An 18,642-nucleotide genomic window follows, 5' to 3' on the forward strand; every position below is an offset into this window, starting at 1 on the left:
CCTTACTTGTACGAGACTTGCTTGACGGCGGCGATGATCTTCTCAACGCTGGGGACCGTCATGGCTTCGAGGTTGGCGGCGTAAGGCATCGGCACGTCTTCCTGGTGCACGCGGGCGGGCGGCGCATCCAGATCGTCGAAGGCTTCGGCGGTCACGCGGGCGGCGACTTCGGCGCCGACACCGCACGGGCCCCAGCCTTCTTCGACGGTGACCAGACGGTTGGTCTTCTTCACCGAGGCGATGACCGTGTCGGTATCCAGCGGACGCAGGGTCCGCAGGTTGACGACTTCGGCGTCGATGCCCTCTTCGGCCAGCTTTTCAGCCGCCTTGAGCGCGAAACCGACCATGCGCGAGTGCGCAACGATGGTGACGTCCTTGCCCTCTTTCTGGATCTTCGCCTTGCCGATCGGCAGAACGAAATCTTCGCCTTCCGCCGGGATGTCGAATTCCAGACCGTACATCATTTCGTGCTCAAGGAACACGATGGGGTTCGGGTCGCGGATCGCGGCCTTCATCAGGCCCTTGGCGTCGGCGGCGTCGTAAGGCGCGATGACCTTGAGACCCGGGACGTTGGCGTACCATGCCGAATAGTCCTGAGAGTGCTGCGCGCCCACGCGGGCGGCGGCGCCGTTCGGACCGCGGAAGACGATCGACGACTTGATCTGACCGCCGGACATGTAGAGCGTCTTGGCCGACGAGTTCAGGATGTGGTCGATGGCCTGCATGGCGAAGTTGAAGGTCATGAACTCGATGATCGGTTTCAGACCGGCCATGGCCGCACCCGAACCGATACCGGCAAAGCCCATTTCGGTGATCGGGGTGTCGATGACGCGACGATCGCCGAACTCTTCGAGCAGACCGCGCGAGACCTTATAGGCACCCTGATACTGGGCCACTTCTTCACCCATCAGGAAGACGCGGTCGTCGCGGCGCATTTCTTCGGCCATGGCGTCGCGCAGCGCGTCACGGACGGTGATCTTGACGGTCGGCGTGCCTTCGGGCCAGTCGGGCTGGCTTTCGACCGGGGCGGCTACGGGCTTCGGGGCGGCAGCCGCCACGGGGGCCGGAGCTTCGGCAGCAGGAGCCGCGTCAACTTTCGGCGCAGGCGCGCTCTCGCCGCCTTCGAGACGGGCGATCGGCGTATTGACCTTGACGCCTTCGGTGCCGGCTTCGACGAGAATGGCTTCGATGACGCCTTCATCGACGGCTTCGACTTCCATCGTCGCCTTGTCGGTTTCGATTTCGGCGATCACGTCGCCCGCCGAAACGGTGTCACCGGCTTTCACCAGCCATTTGGAAAGGGTGCCTTCCTCCATCGTCGGAGAAAGCGCGGGCATAAGAATGTCGGTCATGGAGATTATGCCTCGAGATAAACGTCGGTGTACAGTTCGGACGGATCGGGTTCGGGGCTGGTCTGAGCGAACTCGACGGCCTCCAGAACGATCGCCTTGATCTCATTGTCGATGGCCTTGATTTCGGCCTCTTCGACGCCCGCCTGCTCCAGCATCGTCTTGATGTGGTCGATCGGATCGCGGGTCGTCTTGACCTCGTCGACCTCTTCCTTGGAACGGTACTTCGCCGGGTCGGACATCGAGTGGCCGCGATAGCGATAGGTCTTCATTTCAAGGATGTAGGGGCCCTTGCCCGAACGGGCGTATTCGGCGGCGCGTTCGGCGGCTTCCTTGACAGCGAACACGTCCATGCCGTCGACGGTTTCGCCGGGGATGCCGAACGAGGCACCACGCTGCGACAGGTTGGTCGTGGCCGAGGCGCGCGCCAGCGACGTGCCCATGGCGTATTCGTTGTTTTCGATCACGTACACGACCGGCAGCTTCCACAGCTGCGCCATGTTGAAGCTTTCGTAAACCTGACCCTGGTTGGCGGCACCGTCACCGAAATAGGTGAAGGAGACATTGCCATTGCCCTTGTAGAAGTCGGCGAAGGCCAGACCCGTACCCAGCGACACCTGCGCGCCGACGATGCCGTGACCGCCGAAGAAACCGGTTTCGATGTCGAACATGTGCATCGAGCCGCCCTTGCCCTTGGACGAACCGCCGGCGCGGCCGGTCAGCTCGGCCATAACGGCCTTGGGGTCCATGCCCGCGGCCAGCATATGGCCGTGGTCGCGGTAACCGGTGATGACCTGATCGCCATCGATAGACGCGGCTTCCATGCCGACGGCGACGGCTTCCTGACCGATATACAGGTGGCAGAAGCCCCCGATCAGACCCATGCCGTACAGCTGACCGGCGCGCTCTTCGAAGCGGCGGATCAGAACCATTTCACGGTAATATTTGAGGAGTTCGTCTTTGGAGACGTTGCGGAGTGCGGAACCCTTGGCTCCGGAGTCGTTGGTCTTGGCGGCACGCGCCATAAAAACCTCCCTAGGCTAAATATTCACGTCTTTAAGACCGGCGGTGCGCAGGTCCAAAGACGGCAAATCAAAAAGTCCGGTCCGAATAAGAGACCGCTCGCCTTAAATACGCGCTTGAAAACTGTGTTTTTGACCCGACCGCATAATTGCCGCTTACGTCAAAGACGGGAAAATGCAACGGTTTAAGCACAACGACACGCGCGTGTCGGCATCCCTCTTAGGAGAAGCGCGTGCTTACGTAAAGTCCCCTTTGGGGCTCACGAATTATGTGATGAGGGATTTTGATCGCGGATGACGTATTCGTTGGGCGCGTTGAGGCCCAGCAGTACACGGGCACGCTCTTCAAGTAATTCCTTGGATAGGTTGTCTGTGCGCAAATAACGGGCGCGTGCTTCAAGATCTTTGCGCTCGGCCGACAGCTTTTGCAGCTGCGCCTGCTTTTCCGCCAGCTCGACCTGACGCGTTTCCTGCGAAAAGAAACCTTTGTCGCCCGTCAGATACTGAACGCTGCAATAGGTGAGAAATATAGCGATGATCGCGGTAGGCAAATACGGCCTCAATTTCTGTATCACGTCTTGCGCCCTTTCTGGACGGGAAACACTTTTCAGCCTCAGTTTTGCCCGTTTGGGTTTAACAAACTGTTACCGGATATGTCACTTGTACAGAAAGAATTTATCATAAAACGAGAGCGGCACAGGAAGCCTGTGCCGCTCTTTTTGGCGTTTGTGTAAAAACTGTTCCACCATGTGGGAACGGTAGTTACGGACGTTATTAGCTGCGGATCACCGACAGGCCGGCATAGACCGCTTCGTCGTCCAGTTGCGATTCGATGCGCAGGAGCTGGTTGTACTTGGCCAGCCGGTCCGAGCGGGCCAGCGAGCCGGTTTTGATCTGGCCGCAGTTGAGCGCCACCGACAGGTCGGCGATGATCGAGTCTTCGGTTTCACCCGAACGGTGTGACATGACCGAGGTATAGCCCGCGCGGTGGGCCATATCGACGGCGTCCATGGTCTCGGACAGCGTGCCGATCTGGTTGACCTTGACGAGGATCGAGTTGGCCAGACCTTCGACGATGCCGGTTTCCAGACGATCCGGGTTGGTCACGAACAGGTCGTCGCCGACCAGCTGCAGACGGTCGCCCAGACGCTCGGTGAGCAGCGCCCAGCCTTCGAAATCGTCTTCCGACATGCCGTCTTCGATCGAGCAGATCGGGAACTTGTCGGCGAGGTCAGCGAGGTAATCCACCATCTCGGCCGGCGTCAGGGTCTTGCCCTCGCCTTCCAGATGGTACTTGTCGTCCTTGAAGAACTCGGTCGAGGCGACGTCGAGCGCCAGCCAGAAGTCCTCACCGGCCTTGTAGCCCGCGGCGGCACCGGCATCGACGATGAATTGCAGGGCCACTTCGGCAGACGACAGGTTCGGGGCGAAGCCGCCCTCGTCGCCGACATTGGTGTTGTGCCCGGCGGCCTTAAGCGCGGCCTTGAGCGAATGGAAGATTTCAGCGCCCATGCGCAGGGCTTCGGAGAAGGACTCGGCACCCGCCGGGACGATCATGAATTCCTGAATGTCGATGGGGTTGTCGGCGTGGGCACCGCCATTGATGATGTTCATCAGCGGCACGGGCAGGACGCGCGACGACAGGCCGCCGACATACTTATAAAGCGGCAGGCCGACCGAGGCGGCTGCGGCCTTGGCCACGGCCAGCGACACGCCGAGGATGGCGTTGGCGCCGAGGCGGCCCTTGTTTTCGGTGCCGTCGAGATTGATCAGAGTCTGGTCGATGCGGCGCTGGTCGCGGGCGTCGAAACCGTTAAGCGCTTCGAAGATTTCGCCGTTGACGGCGTCGACGGCCTGACGGACGCCCTTGCCCAGATAGCGCGACTTGTCGCCATCGCGCTTTTCGACGGCTTCGTGAGCCCCGGTGGACGCGCCCGACGGCACGGCGGCGCGACCGAACGCACCGTCTTCGAGGGTCACATCGACCTCGACGGTCGGGTTACCGCGCGAATCGAGGATTTCACGGGCGACGATATCGATAATTTCGGACATAGGGCGCTTCCTGCTTAGCTTGGGAAAAAGGCAGGTTTGCCTTAGCAAGCCGCACTTCCTCACGCAAGCACGTTACCGGGAAACGAATCACCTGAATGCCCAAACAAAAACGCGGCCTCTTTGCAGAAGCCGCGTTTTCATGTGTTCGGTTCTAAGGAAACCTTTTAGTACCGCGATATTGTCGTCGAAAACCGGTTCCCACTTTTCGACATATCGCTTATTAGTCCTTTTTCGGCGTCAAAACCTGACGGCCCTTATAGATGCCGGTCTTCAGGTCGACGTGGTGCGGACGGCGCAGCTCGCCAGTGTCCTTGTCTTCCACGTAGGAGTTCGCGCCGAGCGCGTGGTGCGAGCGACGCATGTTGCGACGCGAGGGGGATACTTTCCGCTTAGGTACGGCCATTTCCGTCTCTCTTTTACAAGTGAGGCTCGATAAGCTTTAACCCAAGCCTTCAAGCGTATAACAGGGGATGAGCGGGCAGAACCCGATCAGAAGGCGCGCCTTATGCCTCAAGACCGCGTACGGATCAAGGGCTTTCACAGGCTTTTCGCCAATAAAGTTACTACACTTTATATACCGCTTATTTTCACGACGCAATTCAGCCCCAATCCATTCAGACACTGTTCAGGTTGAAAAGCCTTAATGGACGCTAAGGACTTTCTTTTGCGGGATTATCCCGTGATGGGCCTACAGGGTATTTCCATGAAAACGTTGTCTTTTACTAAGTTCATGCCCAAAGTTTTGATAGGCGCGGGGTTTGCCGTCGCGCTGGCCGTGCCGTCCCTGGCGTCGGCACAAGGCTATGACGGCTATTGCTATCAGCGCAAATCGAACGCCACGACGACCGGCATGGTGGTCGGCGCCATCGCCGGGGCGGCCATCGGCAATTCCAGTTCGCATCGTTATGATCGAGGCGGCAACACCATCGCCGGTGCGGCGCTGGGCGCAGTCCTGGGCAGCGCAGTCGGCAATTCGAGCGTCAGTTGCTACGAAGACCGCTACTATTCCTATGAACGAAGCGGCTATTACGATCCCCCGCCCCCGCCGAGCGGCTATTCGGTCGTCTATTATTCCAGCCGCCCCAGCTACGGCAGCTACAGCGTCTATCGTGACCGCTATTACGGCCCGCGTTACTACCCGGCCCCGCCCTCCTATTATTATCGCGGCAATGTCCGTTATGAGCGGTATGATTCGCGCGATGACCGCCGGGATTATCGTTATGACCGCCGCGACGACCGGCGCGACCGCTATGACGACCGCAGGGATCGTCGGGATGATCGCCGCGACTATCGCGACCGCCACTGACTAAGGGCGCGCATCTTAGCCAAAAACCGCGGCACACTTTTTGGGATGCGCTTGATAGAGCAAAGCCCCGGAGGAAACTCCGGGGCTTTTTTCTTATGCCTCAATCTGGGCCGAAGCTTCGATTTCGACCAGCCATTCCGGATTGATCAGGGCCGAGGTGCCTAAGAAACTCGACGCCGGGCGAATCTCGCCGAACAGTTCGCCATGGGCGCGCGCGGCGTCCTTCCACAGCGACATGTCGGTCAGGAAAATGCGGGTGCGAATGATGTCGGACGCCTTGCCACCTGCCTGCTCGACCGCAGCGATGATGATTTCCAGCGCGGCGCGGGTCTGGGTATAGGCATCTGTGCCAGCGACCTTGCCGTCGCGAATCGGGGCCGTGCCCGACACTTCGATGCGATTACCTACGCGCACGGCGCGCGAAAAACCGATTTCGGGCTCGAAGGGGGACCCGGAAGAAATGAGCTGACGCATGGCGGCATACCTTTGAAAGTCAAAAAGAATGCGCTGCCTATGCCTCCGCTGCCCCTTAAAATCAACGGGAATAAACCAATATCCGGAAAAAGGCCGAAACCCTTTTCCGGATACCGGAGAACAGATTAGTTGAGGGGGAACGAACCGTACTTGGTCTCTTCGTAGGTATCTTCACGCGTCGCCACGGTGGAGAACTTCTCCATGGCGAAGTCCGTGACCTTGCCGTCCGTCGTCTCGATACGGCCATAGACCGTCTTGAGGGTGTTGTTGCTGACGTAGGCATAGGCGAACTCGGCGCTGGTGGCGCCCGCTTCGACTTCACAATCATAGACCTTCACCAGACGATCCTTCTGGATGCTGGCGTCCTTGGACGCTTCGGCGGCGGCCAGCTTGGCCGCGGCCTTGCCGAGCGCGACGGTCTGCGCATCGGTACACTCCGCCAGGGCCGACCCGGCGGTCAGGGCGCCGGCGATAACGGCCACGGCGCTGATCAGTTTCATCTTGGTCATATCACACACTCACATAGTTGGTTTAAGAAGCGCTGCCCTCGTTATGACAGCGCTATCAATTTAACCAATGACGCGATGCGCGGCAATCAAAAAGGTTGCACTGCAACAATATGTGAGAATTGCGCTGCGACGCAGCATTTTTACGTAAAGGCATTATTCCGAATGTACGCAGCGGCTTCGCGCAATGAAGAATGTGAGTCTTTTTCCATCAAGTTGAGGATTTCAGGATGCGTCGCCCACACCTCTTTGCGATCGAGAAACGACCACATTGCGGTTTTTCTAACCATTACGGAACGATCCGAAAGTCCGGACGCGATAAGGCTTTCAGCAGACATATCTGTGTCGATCACGCGCTCACAGCGTAGGTGAATCAGACGATACAAACCTGACGACTTGTCGATCCATCGCTTTTGCATAGGGGCCGACCAATCGGGCCAGAATATCCGCCGGTCAATAAGCCAGCCCAAAGCCATAGCCCGTACACTGGGTTGAGCGGCCTTTAGAGCAATATCCGGTAATTGAGAATCAAAACCGGACCGGCGGACAATCGCTCTGAGCAATCGCGCGGCGCGGCCGTCACCGGCAGATTTGATTCTGGCGGCCAAAGCCGCAACTACGTCGCTTCGGTTGAGCAAATTTTCGAGATCGCTTAAATCGGCCTGCCGACCCCAGGTCAGCATTTCCTCAGCAAAGCCCGTTGCGGCCTCGGCAATATCCTCCGCTTTGAGCAAAGGGAAAATGCGACCTGCGCAAAACCGTGCGGTCAATCTGACCGGCCCAACCCAGTCGTTGAGTCGGCGGGCAAGAATAGCAATAAAAAACGCGCTGTGGCGAGGCTGGGCAATCCTCTTCAACGCTGCCTCTCGCAGGAAGCCATCGCTATGAAACAAAAACAACCACGCCAGATCAGGATACTTACTCAGCAAACTAAACTCTGAGGGCACACCCCAAAACCGATACCACGGTTTCTGTCGAGGCCTTTGCCGCCATGACCAAAGGCGCGCCTCCGAATTTATGTCACGACGAAGACGTTCAAAATTCTTGATCGGCAAGACATCCATAAGTGTCAACGCCGTGGCGAGATCATACCGATCGACTCGCCCATCATCCAACTGATCGGCGATCCGATTAAGACACAGCACAAGTTCCGGGGGAAGTAACTGTTTTAGCGTCGACATACTTCCTCTCCCCCCCCCCTGAGCTTGGTTACACCAGACGGCTGCGCTCCAGAGCGGCGGCGATAAAGCTCTTGAACAGCGGGTGCGGCTGCATCGGACGGGACTTGTATTCCGGGTGATACTGCACACCGACGAACCACGGATGGTCGTCGCGCTCGACGATTTCCGGCAGCAGACCGTCCGGCGACATGCCCGAGAATTTCAGGCCACAAGCTTCCAGTTGTGGAATATAGTCGCGGTTGACTTCGTAGCGATGGCGGTGGCGCTCGGAAATGGCCGTTTCGCCATAGATTCCCGCCACTTTCGACCCCGGCGTCAGCGCGGCGTTGAAAGCCCCCAGACGCATGGTGCCGCCCAGGTTTCCGCCCGCCGCGCGCTGATTCAGCTCATTGCCGTTCAGCCATTCGGTCATCAGGCCGACGATGTGCTCACCGCCCTCCCCGAATTCCGACGACGTCGCCTTGGCGATGCCCGCCTGATGGCGCGCGGCCTCGACGACGGCCATCTGCATCCCGAAACAGATGCCGAAATAGGGAATGGCGTTTTCGCGGGCGAATTTGGCCGCGGCGATCTTGCCTTCTGCGCCGCGTTCGCCGAAGCCACCGGGGACGAGAATCGCATGGACGTTTTCAAGGCGTTGACGGACCATGTCCGGCTCGTCCTCGAAGGTTTCGGCCTCGACCCAGTCGATATTGACCTTGACGCGATTGGCCATGCCACCGTGATAAATGGCTTCGATCAACGACTTATAGGCGTCTTTCAACACGGTATATTTGCCGACGACGGCGATCGAGACCTCGCCGTCCGGGCGCGAATAGCGGCCCGTAATGTCTTCCCACAGGGCCAGCTCCGGTTCCGGCGCGTCCTCGATGCCGAAGACATTCAGCACCTCGGTATCGAGGCCTTCCTTGTGGTAGTCGATCGGCACGGCGTAGATGTTTTCCGAATCGAGCGCCTGAATGACCGCCGATTCGCGCACATTACAGAACAGGCCGATTTTGCGGCGTTCCTCACGCGGGATTTCGTATTCGGAGCGGCACAGCAGGATATCGGGCTGAATGCCGATCGAGCGCAGCTCCTTGACCGAGTGCTGGGTCGGCTTGGTCTTCATCTCGCCCGCCGTCTTGACGAACGGCAGAAGCGTCAGGTGGATGAAGCAGACCTGACGGCGCGGCAGTTCCTGCCCCAGCTGGCGAATCGCCTCGAAGAACGGCAGGCCTTCGATATCGCCGACCGTGCCGCCGATTTCGACCAGGATGAAGTCGGCGTCGCCCTGATCCGAAAGGACGAAGCTCTTGATCTGGTCGGTGACGTGCGGAATGACTTGAACGGTAGCGCCCAGATAGTCGCCGCGACGTTCTTTTTCGATGATATTGGAATAGATGCGCCCGGTGGTGATGTTGTCCGACTTGCGCGCATTGACCGCCGTGAAGCGCTCATAGTGGCCGAGGTCGAGGTCGGTTTCGGCGCCGTCGTCGGTGACGAAGACTTCGCCGTGCTGATAGGGGCTCATCGTACCCGGATCGACGTTCAGATAGGGATCGAGCTTGCGCAGGCGGACCTTGTAGCCGCGCGCCTGAAGCAGCGCACCCAGCGCGGCCGAGGCAAGCCCCTTGCCCAGCGAGGACACCACGCCCCCCGTAATAAATACAAAGCGCGCCATATCCTTGTTTACCGTGGGCATGTCGAAAAAGCCTTTAGTTTCGGGCATCGCACCGGCGAGCCCTTAGCCTATACATTCAAAAAGAGCGGCTCACAAATGAGTCTGTGAGCCGTTCTTTCGTTTTTAAGTTTTAAAGTCGCGACCGCTTATTGCGACGCCGCTTCCGAGGAAGAGGCCGAGGCGCTGGCCGGGGCCTTGGCCACCGGCTTCGGCGCGGGCTTGGTGGCGGGTTTCGCCACCGAAGACGAGGACGAAGAGGCCGCAGCCGACGACGCGCCCGGATTGCTGCCCAGGTTGCCCAGGGACGGCGCGGCATTGGTCGGCGCCGGGAGATCCGTCAGCGACGGGGCCACCGAGGCGCTGCTCGACTGGCTGGCTTCCGGCTGGGCGTTGGCGGCGGCGGACGCCTGCGATTCGTCCAGCTTGAGGTTATCGGCGCCAACCTTGTCGACGACCGAAGTGCCCGCGCGGTCGAAATTGCTGACGATGGTCAGGCCGATGCAGTTGGCGAAGAACAGGACGGCCAGAATCGAGGTGGCCTTGGTCAGGAAGTTACCCGCGCCGCGCGCCGACATGAAACCCGACGGGCCGCCGCCCATGCCCAGCGCGCCGCCTTCGGAGCGCTGAACCAGGATCAGGCCGACAAGGACGATGCCGATGATGATTTGGACGGTCAGCAGGATGATAAACAGCATAAGTTCCGGACTTTATAGGTGTCGCGCGCCGTTTCCGACGGATCGGAAACGCGCAGGAATGGCGTAAGCGGACGCCCTTAGCATCAAGAATGGGCTTTTGCCATAGTCAATTCAAGGTTTGACGGTCAATTCCGGGATTCGCTCTCCCGATTGTATGGCCCGATTACCCGGCCGCCGCAATGATCCGGTTGAAATCCGCGGCCTTGAGCGAGGCACCACCAACCAGAAGCCCGCCGACGCCATCGAGCGTCAGAAGATGCGCGGCATTGTCCGGCTTGACCGACCCGCCGTACAGGACGTGCGGCGTCACCTGACCGTGGAACCGCTCTTCGAGATAGGACTTGACCAGCACCATGGCGTCGACGACCTGTTCGTCGGTCGGGATGTGGCCGGTGCCGATGGCCCAGACCGGTTCGTAGGCCACATGGAACACCTGCCCGGTCAGTTCCTCCGGCAGGCTGGCGCGCAATTGCCGGTTCAGGACGGCGTGGGTCTCGCCCGCCAGACGTTCTTCGAGGGTTTCGCCGATGCAGATGACCGGTTCGAGCCCGACGCGCAATGCGCCGAGCACCTTTTTGGCGACCAGCGCACAGGGTTCGCCGTGGCCGTGACGGCGCTCGGAATGGCCCAGTATGACCATACCGGCGCCCGCATCTTTCAGCATCTCGGCCGAAACGTCACCCGTAAAGGCCCCGTCGGCTTCGCAATGGCAGTCCTGTCCGCCGGTAATTATGGAACTGCCCGCCTCGGCGAGGGCCTGCGACAGACGGTGCAGCAGGGTGGCGGGTGGAAAAAGCGCGATACGGGCGGAAGACTGACGGGCAGCGGCATCGATAGCCAGAGCTTCGGACACGGCCTGTGACAGGCCGTGCATTTTCCAGTTGCCGGCAATAAGCGGTATATGAGGCATTATAAATTCTTATGTCTTATTTTTTACGAATGATGATTTTATCTGTAACCAACGCGCCGCCGCCCGCCAAGAAAAAACCCGTAAACAAATAGATTCCTATTGTAACAGCCTTGATCCGGCCCTAGTTGCTAAATTATATGTGGCCGCGCCCTGCCCCGCTACGAACGGGGACGGCGGCAGAGCCTCCTTTCCGTTTCCAGGGTCGATTTTTTATGATCAGCAGCTTCCGCGACTTCACCAAGTCCATCGTCTTCAAAATCCTGATGGTGGCGCTGATCCTGAGTTTTGCCGTCTTCGGCATGAAGGACGTCTTCACCGCGGCCACCTCCAACGACGTGATCGTGGCCGGGTCGCGCAAGACGGCAGCGGCGGATTACAAGCGCTCCTTCGACAATTACAAGGCCGACATGGAACAACGCGGCGGTCAGCCGATCACCTATGAGCTTGCCGTCAAGGAAGGCCTGCACGTCCGCATCCTCGAAGAGCTGGCCGACCTCGATTCGGTTTCGGCGTGGCTGTACAAGATCGGCGTGCGCCCCTCGGCCAAGGTGGTGAGCGACCAGATCGGCAAATATTCCGCTTTCTTCGATTCGGTGACCGGCAAGTTCGACAAGACCAAGTATCAGCAGACCCTGGCCCAGCAGAACCTGACCGAAACCAAGTTCGAGCAGATCATCGCCGACGACATCGCCAACCGCCAGTTCGTCGAATCCGCCGTGGCCGGTCTCAAGCCGCCGCGCATCTACGCCGCCATGCAAAGCGCTTTCCGCGTGGAAAGCCGCGACGCCAGCTTCCTGGTTCTGACGCCGGACGGCGTCGAGCAGCCGGGCGATCCGTCGGATGCCGACCTGACCAAGTTCTATAACGACAACAAGGAAAAGCTGCGCCGTCCGGAGCTGCGTCAGTTCGTCCTGGCTTCCTTCGCGCCGGGCGATTTCGCCGCCAAGGTCGTGGTCGACGAGGCCGAACTGAAGAAGCTCTACGAATTCCGCCGCGACACCCTGTCGACGCCGGAAACCCGCGCCTTCGTCCAGATCACCGTCCCGGACCAGAAGGAAGCGCAGAACGTCATTACCGGCCTCAACAGCGGCGCCGACCCGGCGCTTCTGGCCAAGGCCCACAAGGGGACGCTGCTGACCTTCGAGAACAAGCCGAAGACCGCCGTGCCGGACCGCAAGGTCGCCGACGCCGCCTTCGCCCTCAAGGAAGGCGAAACCTCGGGCGTCATTCAGGGCGATCTCGGTCTGGCCGTCGTCAGGGTCTCGCGCATCACTGCCGGTTCGGTGCCGGGTTACGAGGCTGTGCGCCCGACCCTTGAGGTCGACTACAAGACCGACAAGGCCAAGGATCTGGCCTACAAGGCGTCCGAAGCGTTCGAAAAGGAACGCGCCGCCGGGGCCGACTTCGTCGCTACCGCCCAGAAGCTGGGCGTCAAGGTGATCGAGCTGCCGCCGATGACCGCGCAGGGCCAGATGATCAACGGTCAGTCCTTCGCGCAATTCCCGCAGATCCTCAAGACCGCGTTCGAGCAGCCCAAGGGCGGCGAGACCGAGGTTACCGAACTGGGCAACGGCGAATATTACGCCATCCGCGTCAACGACATCATCCCGTCGGAAGTCCCGACGCTGGACAAGGTCAAGCCGCAACTGATTCAGGCCTGGAAGGCCAAGACCGTCATGGACCGCGTCGTCGCCAAGGGTGACGAGGCCGTGGCCCGTCTGCGCAAGGGCGAAAGCCTTGAGGCCGTCGCCGCCGCGATGAAGGCCAAGGTCGAGGCCAAGCCGGGCCTGCAGCGTCAGTCGGCCCAGCAGGCCGTCGGGCCGGAAATCGCCGGTCGCGTCTTCTCGGCGAAGGCCGGTGAAGTGTTCCAGTCGCGCCCCGCCGAGGCCGTGGTCGTGGTCGGCAAGGTTACCGCCATCCATAATGGCGACGCCGCGATCGTCAATCAGGCCGCGGTCATGACCGCTCAGGGCCTGACCTACGGCCTGTTCGAGGACATCAGCACCGGCACCCGCAAGGGCGCCCGCGCCACGCTCAAGACCAAGACCTATCCGCAGACCGCCGTTAAGGCGCTGGGCCTCGATCCGAAGGAAGTGGCCAAGGCCGCCGAGGCGGATCAGGCCAATGCCGGCAAGGCGGCCCAATGATGAGCCTGCCCGACGTCGCCGCCAGCGGTTATAACAGCGAAAGCGGGTTCGCCGCCCGCTACGATGCCGGTCAGCCGACCATCATTTCGCGCCGCCTGACCGACGATCTGGAAACGCCGGTTTCGGCCTATCTGAAACTGGCGCGTCAGCGGCCCTATGCGTTTCTGTTCGAATCGGTCGAAGGCGGGGCACTGGCCGGGCGCTATTCGATCCTGACCCTGCGGCCCGACGTCGTATGGCGCTGCTTCGGCGACCGCGCCGAAATCGCCCGTGGGGAAGCCGCCATCGCCAAGGGGCTCTATGTCACCGAAGACGCGGCCAGCCTCGATTCGCTGCGCGCCCTGTCGAACGCCAACCGCCTCGATATCCCCGCCGATCTGCCGCCCATGGCGTCGGGCCTGTTCGGGGTGTTCGGCTATGACCTGATCCGTCTGTCGGAGCCTCTGGGCGAAGCCAATCCCGACCCGCTGAACCTGCCCGACGCCGTCGTTGTCCGCCCGTCGGTCATCTGCGTCTTCGACAATGTGAAGCACGAGATTCTGCTGACCACGACGGTGTGGCCAGAGGCGGGTCTTAACGCGCAAACCGCCTATACCGCCGCCCTGTCGCGCCTCGACAAGGTCGAGGAAGACCTGCGCCTGCCCCTGCCGCCCAAGCCTATCGCGGTCGAGCGCCATCAACCCGCGCTGGTCTCGCCGACCTCGGCCGAGCATTACGGCGCGATGGTGGAAAAGGCCAAGGAATATATTGCCGCGGGCGACATCTTTCAGGTCGTGCCGTCACACCGTTTCGAAGCGCCGTTCGATCTCGACCCGTTCGCCTTCTACCGCTCGCTGCGCCGTCAGAACCCGTCGCCGTACCTCTTTTATCTCGATTTCGGCAATTTCCAGCTGGCCGGATCATCGCCCGAGATTCTGGTCCGCGTCCGCGACGGCAAGCTGACCATCCGTCCGATTGCCGGCACCCGTCCGCGCGGCGCGACCCCGGCGGAAGACAAGGCGCTCGAAGACGAACTGCTGGCCGATCCGAAGGAGCTTTCGGAACATTTGATGCTGCTCGATCTGGGCCGTAACGACGTCGGCCGTGTCGCCAAACCGGCCAGCGTCCGCGTCACCGAGAAGTTCTATATCGAGCGCTACAGCCACGTCATGCATATCGTCTCGAACGTCGAAGGCGATGCCCCGGACGACCTCGATCCGGTCGATGCCCTGCTGGCGGCCCTGCCCGCCGGGACATTGTCGGGCGCGCCCAAGGTGCGGGCGATGGAGATCATCGACGAACTCGAATCGGTGAAACGCGGCCTCGGTTATGCGGGGGGCGTCGGCTATATTTCGGGATCGGGTGCGGTCGATATCTGTATCGTTCTGCGCACGGCCCTGTTCAAGGACGAGACGATTTATGTGCAGGCCGGTGCCGGCGTCGTCGCCGACAGCGTACCGATCAGCGAATATAACGAAACCGTCCACAAGGCCTCGGCCCTGATCAAGGCGGCCTCCGAAGCCTGGCGTTACAAACAAGGCAACTAACAAAAAGAGCGCCAATGGCGCTCTTTTTTAATGGCCCGCTTTAATGAGCGGCGATCTGTTCGTCGGTCAGCGGCACGGCCTCGGCGATGGCCGTTTTCCCAGCCTTGGCCGGAAGCGGCGCGGCCGAAAGTTCGAAACCACCCTCGGTCCCGGATTTCACCGTTTGAGTCACAACGGGCTGCGCTTCCAGTGTGGTATCCGTATCAAACACCGGCCCGACGACCATGGCCGCCGCCAGCCACAGGCTGGCCGCTGCGAGCGCGACCGAGGCCCAGAAGGCCTTGCGTACCGAAGGCGCCGGTCTGGCCGGTTTTTCCAGCAACAAGAGCGCCTGATCGAGCGGGTTCTGAGTGTCTGCGGTCATGGTCGAATTTCCGGAAGCGGACGAATCGCACCGCCCGAGGGCGATGCGGCGATATAATCGGCAAACCATGCCGCAAATATGGTTAACGCTTTATGTTATTATTCTGGTCGCGATATTGTAGCCAAAAACCGCTCACACTTTTTGGCATATCGCTCTGGAGGATTTTCGGTTGGTTTTTGCGCGCCTTAGCCCTATATCCAAGGCACAAGCCGGGAGCGGGCCATGATCCTCGTCATCGATAACTACGACAGCTTTACCTATAACCTCGTTCACTACCTCGCCGAACTGGGTGCGGAAACGAAGGTTTATCGCAACGACGCCCTGAGCGTGCAGGATGCCCTGGCGCTGAAGCCTAAGGCGGTATTGCTGTCGCCCGGTCCGTGCGCCCCCGATCAGGCTGGCATCTGTCTGCCGCTGCTGCGCGCCGCGCCGGACGATCTGCCCATTTTCGGCGTCTGCCTCGGCCATCAGGCCATCGGTCAGGCCTATGGCGGCGACGTGATCCGCGCCAAGACCCTGATGCACGGCAAGACCAGCCAGATCCATCACGCCGATATCGGTCTGTTCAAGGACCTGCCAAACCCGTTCACCGCCACGCGTTATCACTCGCTGGCTATCAAAGGCGAAACCCTGCCTGACGACCTGATCGTCACGGCGTGGACCGAAGACGGCGAAATCATGGGCGTTCAGCACAAGACGCGTCCGATCCACGGCGTGCAGTTCCACCCCGAATCGATCGCCACCGAAGGCGGTCACCAGATCCTCGCCAATTTCCTCGAACTGGCCGGCATTGAGAGCCATCACGTCTATGTCTGACGCCTTCAAACCCTTGCTGTCGAAGCTGGCGGACGGTCAGACCCTGTCCGACGAAGACGCCGAAATCTTCTTCTCTGCCTGCCTGCGCGGCGAACCGACCCCGGCTCAGGTGGCCGCCGCCGTCACCGCCATCCGTCTACGCGGGGAAACTGTGGGCGAAATCGCGGCCTGCGCCCGCGCCATGCGTGCCGCCGCCAAGAAACTCGACCACCCCTATGACACGGTCGATGTCTGCGGTACCGGCGGCGACGGCCTGCACACGCTGAATATCTCGACCGCCGTGGGCTTTGTCGCCGCCGGCGGCGGGCTCAAGGTCGCCAAGCACGGCAACCGCGCCATAACCTCGAAATCCGGCACCGCCGACGTGCTGGCGGCGTTGGGCGTGAATATCGACGCCACGCCGGAACAACAACGCAAGGCGTTGGATGAGGCCGGTATCTGCTTCCTGTTTGCCGTGTCGCACCACGGGGCAATGAAGCACGTCTCGCCGATCCGGCAACAACTCGGTTTCCGCACGATTTTCAATCTATTAGGCCCCCTGACCAATCCCGCAGGGGCGCGGCGTCAGGTCGTCGGCGTCCCCTCACCGCGCTTTATCGAGCCGATCGCCAAGGCCCTGGGGCAGCTTGATGCCAAACGCGCCTGGGTCGTGCACGGTTCGGGCCTTGATGAACTGACCACGACCGGGGAAACCGAGGTCGCGGAATGGAAGGACGGCACGCTGCGCCTGTTCACCATAACACCCGAAGCCGTGGGCCTGCCACGCGCGGCGCTGGCCGACATCACCGGCGGAGCGCCCGAACATAATGCGGCGTCGCTGCGTCGTCTGCTGGAGGGCGAAACAGGCCCCTATCGCGATATCGTCCTGCTCAATGCCGCTGCGGCCTTCCTCGTCGGCGATGCGGTTGAAACCCTGCGCGACGGCATCGATCTGGCTGCCCGAAGCCTCGATTCGGGCAAGGCCCTCGCCGCGCTCGACCACCTCTGTACGATTACGAATAGCTGACGCCATGACCGATATTCTCGAAACCATCGCCGCCTATAAGCGCGAAGAAGTGGCCGCCCGCCGCCCGCAGACGACTCTGGCCGACCTCGAAGCCCTGATTGCCAAGGCCGGAGCGCCGCGCGGCTTTCAAAAGGCGCTGGTCGCCAACAAAAAGCCCGGCGGCCTGTCGCTGATTGCCGAGGTCAAGAAGGCCAGCCCGTCCAAAGGTTTGATTCGCGAAGACTTTGATCCAGCGTTTCTCGCCGCCGCCTACGAAGCCGGTGGTGCCTCGTGCCTGTCGATTCTGACCGATGCCCCCAGCTTCATGGGTCACGAATCGCACTTCAAGGCGGCGCGTGCCGCGGTTTCCCTGCCCTGCATCCGCAAGGAATTCCTCGTCGATCCGTGGCAGGTCGCCGAATCGCGCAGCCTTGGGGCCGATGCGATTCTGGTCATCATGGCCATGATCGACGATGCGCTGGCCGCCGATCTGATCGCCTCGGCGCACTATTACGGTATGGACGCGTTGGTCGAGGTGCACGATGCGCCCGAGATGGAGCGCGCGCTTAAACTGGCGTCGCCGCTGATCGGCATAAACAACCGGAATCTAAGAACTTTCGATGTCGATCTGAAGACAACCGAAGACCTGTCGCAGATGGTCGGCGCAGACCATGTTCTGGTGGCCGAAAGCGGTATTTTCACCGTGGACGACGTGGCGCGGCTGGAAAAAACCGGCGCCACCGCCATGCTGGTCGGCGAAAGCCTGATGCGGCAAGGCGATGTGACGGTTGCCGCGAAAAATTTGCTCGCTGTCGCTTGACAAGGCCCAAGAACGCATACAGAACATCAACTGCAAGTTCATGACTTGTTCACCATTTCGCCGCTAAGCTGAGCGGTATCTGGGGATGAATCCATTGCAGCGGGTGGACCTATGCTGACGACCAAGCAACGCGAACTTCTGATGTTCATACACGAACGCATCAAGGAAAGCGGCGTGTCGCCCTCCTTCGATGAGATGAAGGAGGCCCTTGATCTGGCCTCCAAATCGGGTATTCACCGCCTTATCACGGCGCTGGAGGAACGCGGTTTCATCCGCCGTCTGGCGCACCGCGCCCGCGCCCTTGAGGTGATCAAGCTGCCGGATCAGGCGACGACCGCCGCCCCGCCCAAGGGCCGGCAGGCCTTCGTGCCGCAGGTCGTCGAAGGCACCAAACCCGCGCCCGCCGCCAAGGTGGTTCAGGAAGACGGGCGCGAATTGCCGCTGCTGGGCAAGATCGCCGCCGGTGTCCCCATCGAGGCCATGGGTCAGGAACGCGATCGTATCCGTGTGCCGGACGTCTTCGTCGGCTCTGGCGAACACTACCTGCTCGAAGTCGAGGGCGACTCGATGATCAATGCCGGTATTCTCGACGGCGATTACGTCATCATCAAGAAATCCGATACGGCGCAATCCGGCGAAATCGTTGTGGCGCTGGTCGATGGCGATACCGCCACCCTGAAACGCCTGCGCAAAAAGGGCGCGTCGATCGCACTCGAAGCCGCCAATCCGGCCTACAAGACGCGCATCTACAACAACGACGAGGTCGCCGTGCAGGGCAAGCTGGTCGGTCTGATGCGGCGGTATCACTAAACCCGTCTTGCGGCTT

At 60.8% G+C, this 18,642-nt stretch carries 19 protein-coding genes; 7 read left to right on the top strand and 12 right to left on the bottom strand.

Features of this window, described 5'->3' with window-relative positions:
- Positions 1-2 precede the first annotated feature (2 nt).
- From PQU92_RS00955 to rpmF, 5 genes are all read right to left on the bottom strand, one after another.
- The gene (locus tag PQU92_RS00955) at positions 3-1,352 is read right to left on the bottom strand and encodes a pyruvate dehydrogenase complex E1 component subunit beta (RefSeq protein WP_272746345.1); all 1,350 of its coding nucleotides are present in this window, start codon (positions 1,350-1,352) and stop codon (positions 3-5) included.
- Positions 1,353-1,357: 5 nt separating this feature from the next.
- Positions 1,358-2,374: a pyruvate dehydrogenase (acetyl-transferring) E1 component subunit alpha gene (gene pdhA, locus PQU92_RS00960; protein WP_272746346.1), complete on the bottom strand. Its 1,017-nt coding sequence runs from the start codon at positions 2,372-2,374 to the stop codon at positions 1,358-1,360.
- Between the two features lie 257 nt (positions 2,375-2,631).
- On the bottom strand, positions 2,632-2,946 hold the full coding sequence (locus tag PQU92_RS00965; protein ID WP_031231177.1) for an FtsB family cell division protein: 315 nt from the start codon (positions 2,944-2,946) through the stop codon (positions 2,632-2,634).
- A 199-nt stretch (positions 2,947-3,145) separates the two neighbouring features.
- Positions 3,146-4,423 (bottom strand): phosphopyruvate hydratase, encoded by a 1,278-nt coding sequence (eno, locus tag PQU92_RS00970; protein ID WP_272746347.1) that lies wholly within the window; start codon positions 4,421-4,423, stop codon positions 3,146-3,148.
- A gap of 220 nt (positions 4,424-4,643) precedes the next feature.
- Positions 4,644-4,826 carry a 50S ribosomal protein L32 gene (rpmF, locus tag PQU92_RS00975; protein WP_023463253.1) on the bottom strand — a complete coding sequence of 61 codons (183 nt, stop codon included), beginning with the start codon at positions 4,824-4,826 and terminating at the stop codon, positions 4,644-4,646.
- A gap of 300 nt (positions 4,827-5,126) precedes the next feature.
- Between rpmF and PQU92_RS00980 the strand changes: the two genes are divergently transcribed.
- Entirely contained in the window at positions 5,127-5,729 is a 603-nt protein-coding gene (locus PQU92_RS00980; RefSeq protein ID WP_272746348.1) for a YMGG-like glycine zipper-containing protein, read from the top strand.
- 93 nt (positions 5,730-5,822) lie between these two features.
- Here PQU92_RS00980 and PQU92_RS00985 read toward each other — a convergent pair whose 3' ends face one another.
- The 6 genes from PQU92_RS00985 to tpiA all read right to left on the bottom strand — a co-directional run bounded on the left by PQU92_RS00985 (position 5,823) and on the right by tpiA (position 11,158).
- The gene (locus PQU92_RS00985) at positions 5,823-6,203 is read right to left on the bottom strand and encodes a RidA family protein (RefSeq protein ID WP_272746349.1); all 381 of its coding nucleotides are present in this window, start codon (positions 6,201-6,203) and stop codon (positions 5,823-5,825) included.
- A 125-nt stretch (positions 6,204-6,328) separates the two neighbouring features.
- Positions 6,329-6,712 (bottom strand): hypothetical protein, encoded by a 384-nt coding sequence (locus PQU92_RS00990; protein WP_272746350.1) that lies wholly within the window; start codon positions 6,710-6,712, stop codon positions 6,329-6,331.
- A gap of 140 nt (positions 6,713-6,852) precedes the next feature.
- The gene (locus PQU92_RS00995) at positions 6,853-7,890 is read right to left on the bottom strand and encodes a hypothetical protein (protein ID WP_272746351.1); all 1,038 of its coding nucleotides are present in this window, start codon (positions 7,888-7,890) and stop codon (positions 6,853-6,855) included.
- Between the two features lie 28 nt (positions 7,891-7,918).
- On the bottom strand, positions 7,919-9,553 hold the full coding sequence (gene pyrG / locus PQU92_RS01000) for a CTP synthase (protein ID WP_272746731.1): 1,635 nt from the start codon (positions 9,551-9,553) through the stop codon (positions 7,919-7,921).
- A 146-nt stretch (positions 9,554-9,699) separates the two neighbouring features.
- Complete coding sequence (secG, locus tag PQU92_RS01005; protein WP_272746352.1) at positions 9,700-10,248, bottom strand: preprotein translocase subunit SecG; 549 nt, start codon at positions 10,246-10,248, stop codon at positions 9,700-9,702.
- 163 nt (positions 10,249-10,411) lie between these two features.
- Positions 10,412-11,158: a triose-phosphate isomerase gene (tpiA, locus tag PQU92_RS01010; RefSeq protein ID WP_272746353.1), complete on the bottom strand. Its 747-nt coding sequence runs from the start codon at positions 11,156-11,158 to the stop codon at positions 10,412-10,414.
- A 212-nt stretch (positions 11,159-11,370) separates the two neighbouring features.
- Between tpiA and PQU92_RS01015 the strand changes: the two genes are divergently transcribed.
- Together PQU92_RS01015 and trpE are read left to right on the top strand one after the other, a co-directional pair.
- Positions 11,371-13,305: a peptidylprolyl isomerase gene (locus tag PQU92_RS01015; protein ID WP_272746354.1), complete on the top strand. Its 1,935-nt coding sequence runs from the start codon at positions 11,371-11,373 to the stop codon at positions 13,303-13,305.
- Positions 13,305-14,831 (top strand): anthranilate synthase component I, encoded by a 1,527-nt coding sequence (trpE, locus tag PQU92_RS01020; RefSeq protein WP_272746355.1) that lies wholly within the window; start codon positions 13,305-13,307, stop codon positions 14,829-14,831. The genes PQU92_RS01015 and trpE overlap by 1 nt, the downstream gene beginning before the upstream one ends.
- Before the next feature lie 40 nt (positions 14,832-14,871).
- Here trpE and PQU92_RS01025 read toward each other — a convergent pair whose 3' ends face one another.
- Positions 14,872-15,195 carry a hypothetical protein gene (locus tag PQU92_RS01025; protein ID WP_272746356.1) on the bottom strand — a complete coding sequence of 108 codons (324 nt, stop codon included), beginning with the start codon at positions 15,193-15,195 and terminating at the stop codon, positions 14,872-14,874.
- A 222-nt stretch (positions 15,196-15,417) separates the two neighbouring features.
- Here PQU92_RS01025 and PQU92_RS01030 point away from each other — a divergent pair, with 222 nt between their 5' ends.
- The 4 genes from PQU92_RS01030 (at position 15,418) to lexA (ending at position 18,626) form a co-directional block, all read left to right on the top strand.
- Positions 15,418-16,011: an anthranilate synthase component II gene (locus PQU92_RS01030; RefSeq protein WP_272746357.1), complete on the top strand. Its 594-nt coding sequence runs from the start codon at positions 15,418-15,420 to the stop codon at positions 16,009-16,011.
- The gene (gene trpD, locus PQU92_RS01035) at positions 16,004-17,017 is read left to right on the top strand and encodes an anthranilate phosphoribosyltransferase (RefSeq protein WP_272746358.1); all 1,014 of its coding nucleotides are present in this window, start codon (positions 16,004-16,006) and stop codon (positions 17,015-17,017) included. Before PQU92_RS01030 ends, trpD begins: the two co-directional genes overlap by 8 nt.
- Before the next feature lie 4 nt (positions 17,018-17,021).
- A complete protein-coding gene (trpC, locus tag PQU92_RS01040) occupies positions 17,022-17,816 on the top strand; it encodes an indole-3-glycerol phosphate synthase TrpC (RefSeq protein ID WP_272746359.1) in 795 nt (264 codons plus the stop codon).
- 111 nt (positions 17,817-17,927) lie between these two features.
- Positions 17,928-18,626, top strand: coding sequence for a transcriptional repressor LexA (gene lexA / locus PQU92_RS01045; protein WP_272746360.1), 699 nt, complete (start codon positions 17,928-17,930; stop codon positions 18,624-18,626).
- Positions 18,627-18,642 lie beyond the last annotated feature (16 nt).

Origin of the sequence: Asticcacaulis aquaticus, assembly GCF_028550415.1 — a bacterium.
GTDB classification, from domain to species: Bacteria; Pseudomonadota; Alphaproteobacteria; order Caulobacterales; family Caulobacteraceae; genus Asticcacaulis; species Asticcacaulis aquaticus.

What these genes read in the sequence shown, in the direction of transcription:
- PQU92_RS00955 (WP_272746345.1), bottom strand. Translation starts at nt 1,352, where the DNA reads ATGACCGACATTCTTATGCCCGCGCTTTCTCCGACGATGGAGGAAGGC.
- pdhA (WP_272746346.1), bottom strand. Translation starts at nt 2,374, where the DNA reads ATGGCGCGTGCCGCCAAGACCAACGACTCCGGAGCCAAGGGTTCCGCA.
- eno (WP_272746347.1), bottom strand. Translation starts at nt 4,423, where the DNA reads ATGTCCGAAATTATCGATATCGTCGCCCGTGAAATCCTCGATTCGCGC.
- rpmF (WP_023463253.1), bottom strand. Translation starts at nt 4,826, where the DNA reads ATGGCCGTACCTAAGCGGAAAGTATCCCCCTCGCGTCGCAACATGCGT.
- PQU92_RS00980 (WP_272746348.1), top strand. Translation starts at nt 5,127, where the DNA reads ATGAAAACGTTGTCTTTTACTAAGTTCATGCCCAAAGTTTTGATAGGC.
- PQU92_RS00985 (WP_272746349.1), bottom strand. Translation starts at nt 6,203, where the DNA reads ATGCGTCAGCTCATTTCTTCCGGGTCCCCCTTCGAGCCCGAAATCGGT.
- PQU92_RS00990 (WP_272746350.1), bottom strand. Translation starts at nt 6,712, where the DNA reads ATGACCAAGATGAAACTGATCAGCGCCGTGGCCGTTATCGCCGGCGCC.
- PQU92_RS00995 (WP_272746351.1), bottom strand. Translation starts at nt 7,890, where the DNA reads ATGTCGACGCTAAAACAGTTACTTCCCCCGGAACTTGTGCTGTGTCTT.
- pyrG (WP_272746731.1), bottom strand. Translation starts at nt 9,553, where the DNA reads ATGGCGCGCTTTGTATTTATTACGGGGGGCGTGGTGTCCTCGCTGGGC.
- secG (WP_272746352.1), bottom strand. Translation starts at nt 10,248, where the DNA reads ATGCTGTTTATCATCCTGCTGACCGTCCAAATCATCATCGGCATCGTC.
- tpiA (WP_272746353.1), bottom strand. Translation starts at nt 11,158, where the DNA reads ATGCCTCATATACCGCTTATTGCCGGCAACTGGAAAATGCACGGCCTG.
- PQU92_RS01015 (WP_272746354.1), top strand. Translation starts at nt 11,371, where the DNA reads ATGATCAGCAGCTTCCGCGACTTCACCAAGTCCATCGTCTTCAAAATC.
- trpE (WP_272746355.1), top strand. Translation starts at nt 13,305, where the DNA reads ATGAGCCTGCCCGACGTCGCCGCCAGCGGTTATAACAGCGAAAGCGGG.
- PQU92_RS01025 (WP_272746356.1), bottom strand. Translation starts at nt 15,195, where the DNA reads ATGACCGCAGACACTCAGAACCCGCTCGATCAGGCGCTCTTGTTGCTG.
- PQU92_RS01030 (WP_272746357.1), top strand. Translation starts at nt 15,418, where the DNA reads ATGATCCTCGTCATCGATAACTACGACAGCTTTACCTATAACCTCGTT.
- trpD (WP_272746358.1), top strand. Translation starts at nt 16,004, where the DNA reads ATGTCTGACGCCTTCAAACCCTTGCTGTCGAAGCTGGCGGACGGTCAG.
- trpC (WP_272746359.1), top strand. Translation starts at nt 17,022, where the DNA reads ATGACCGATATTCTCGAAACCATCGCCGCCTATAAGCGCGAAGAAGTG.
- lexA (WP_272746360.1), top strand. Translation starts at nt 17,928, where the DNA reads ATGCTGACGACCAAGCAACGCGAACTTCTGATGTTCATACACGAACGC.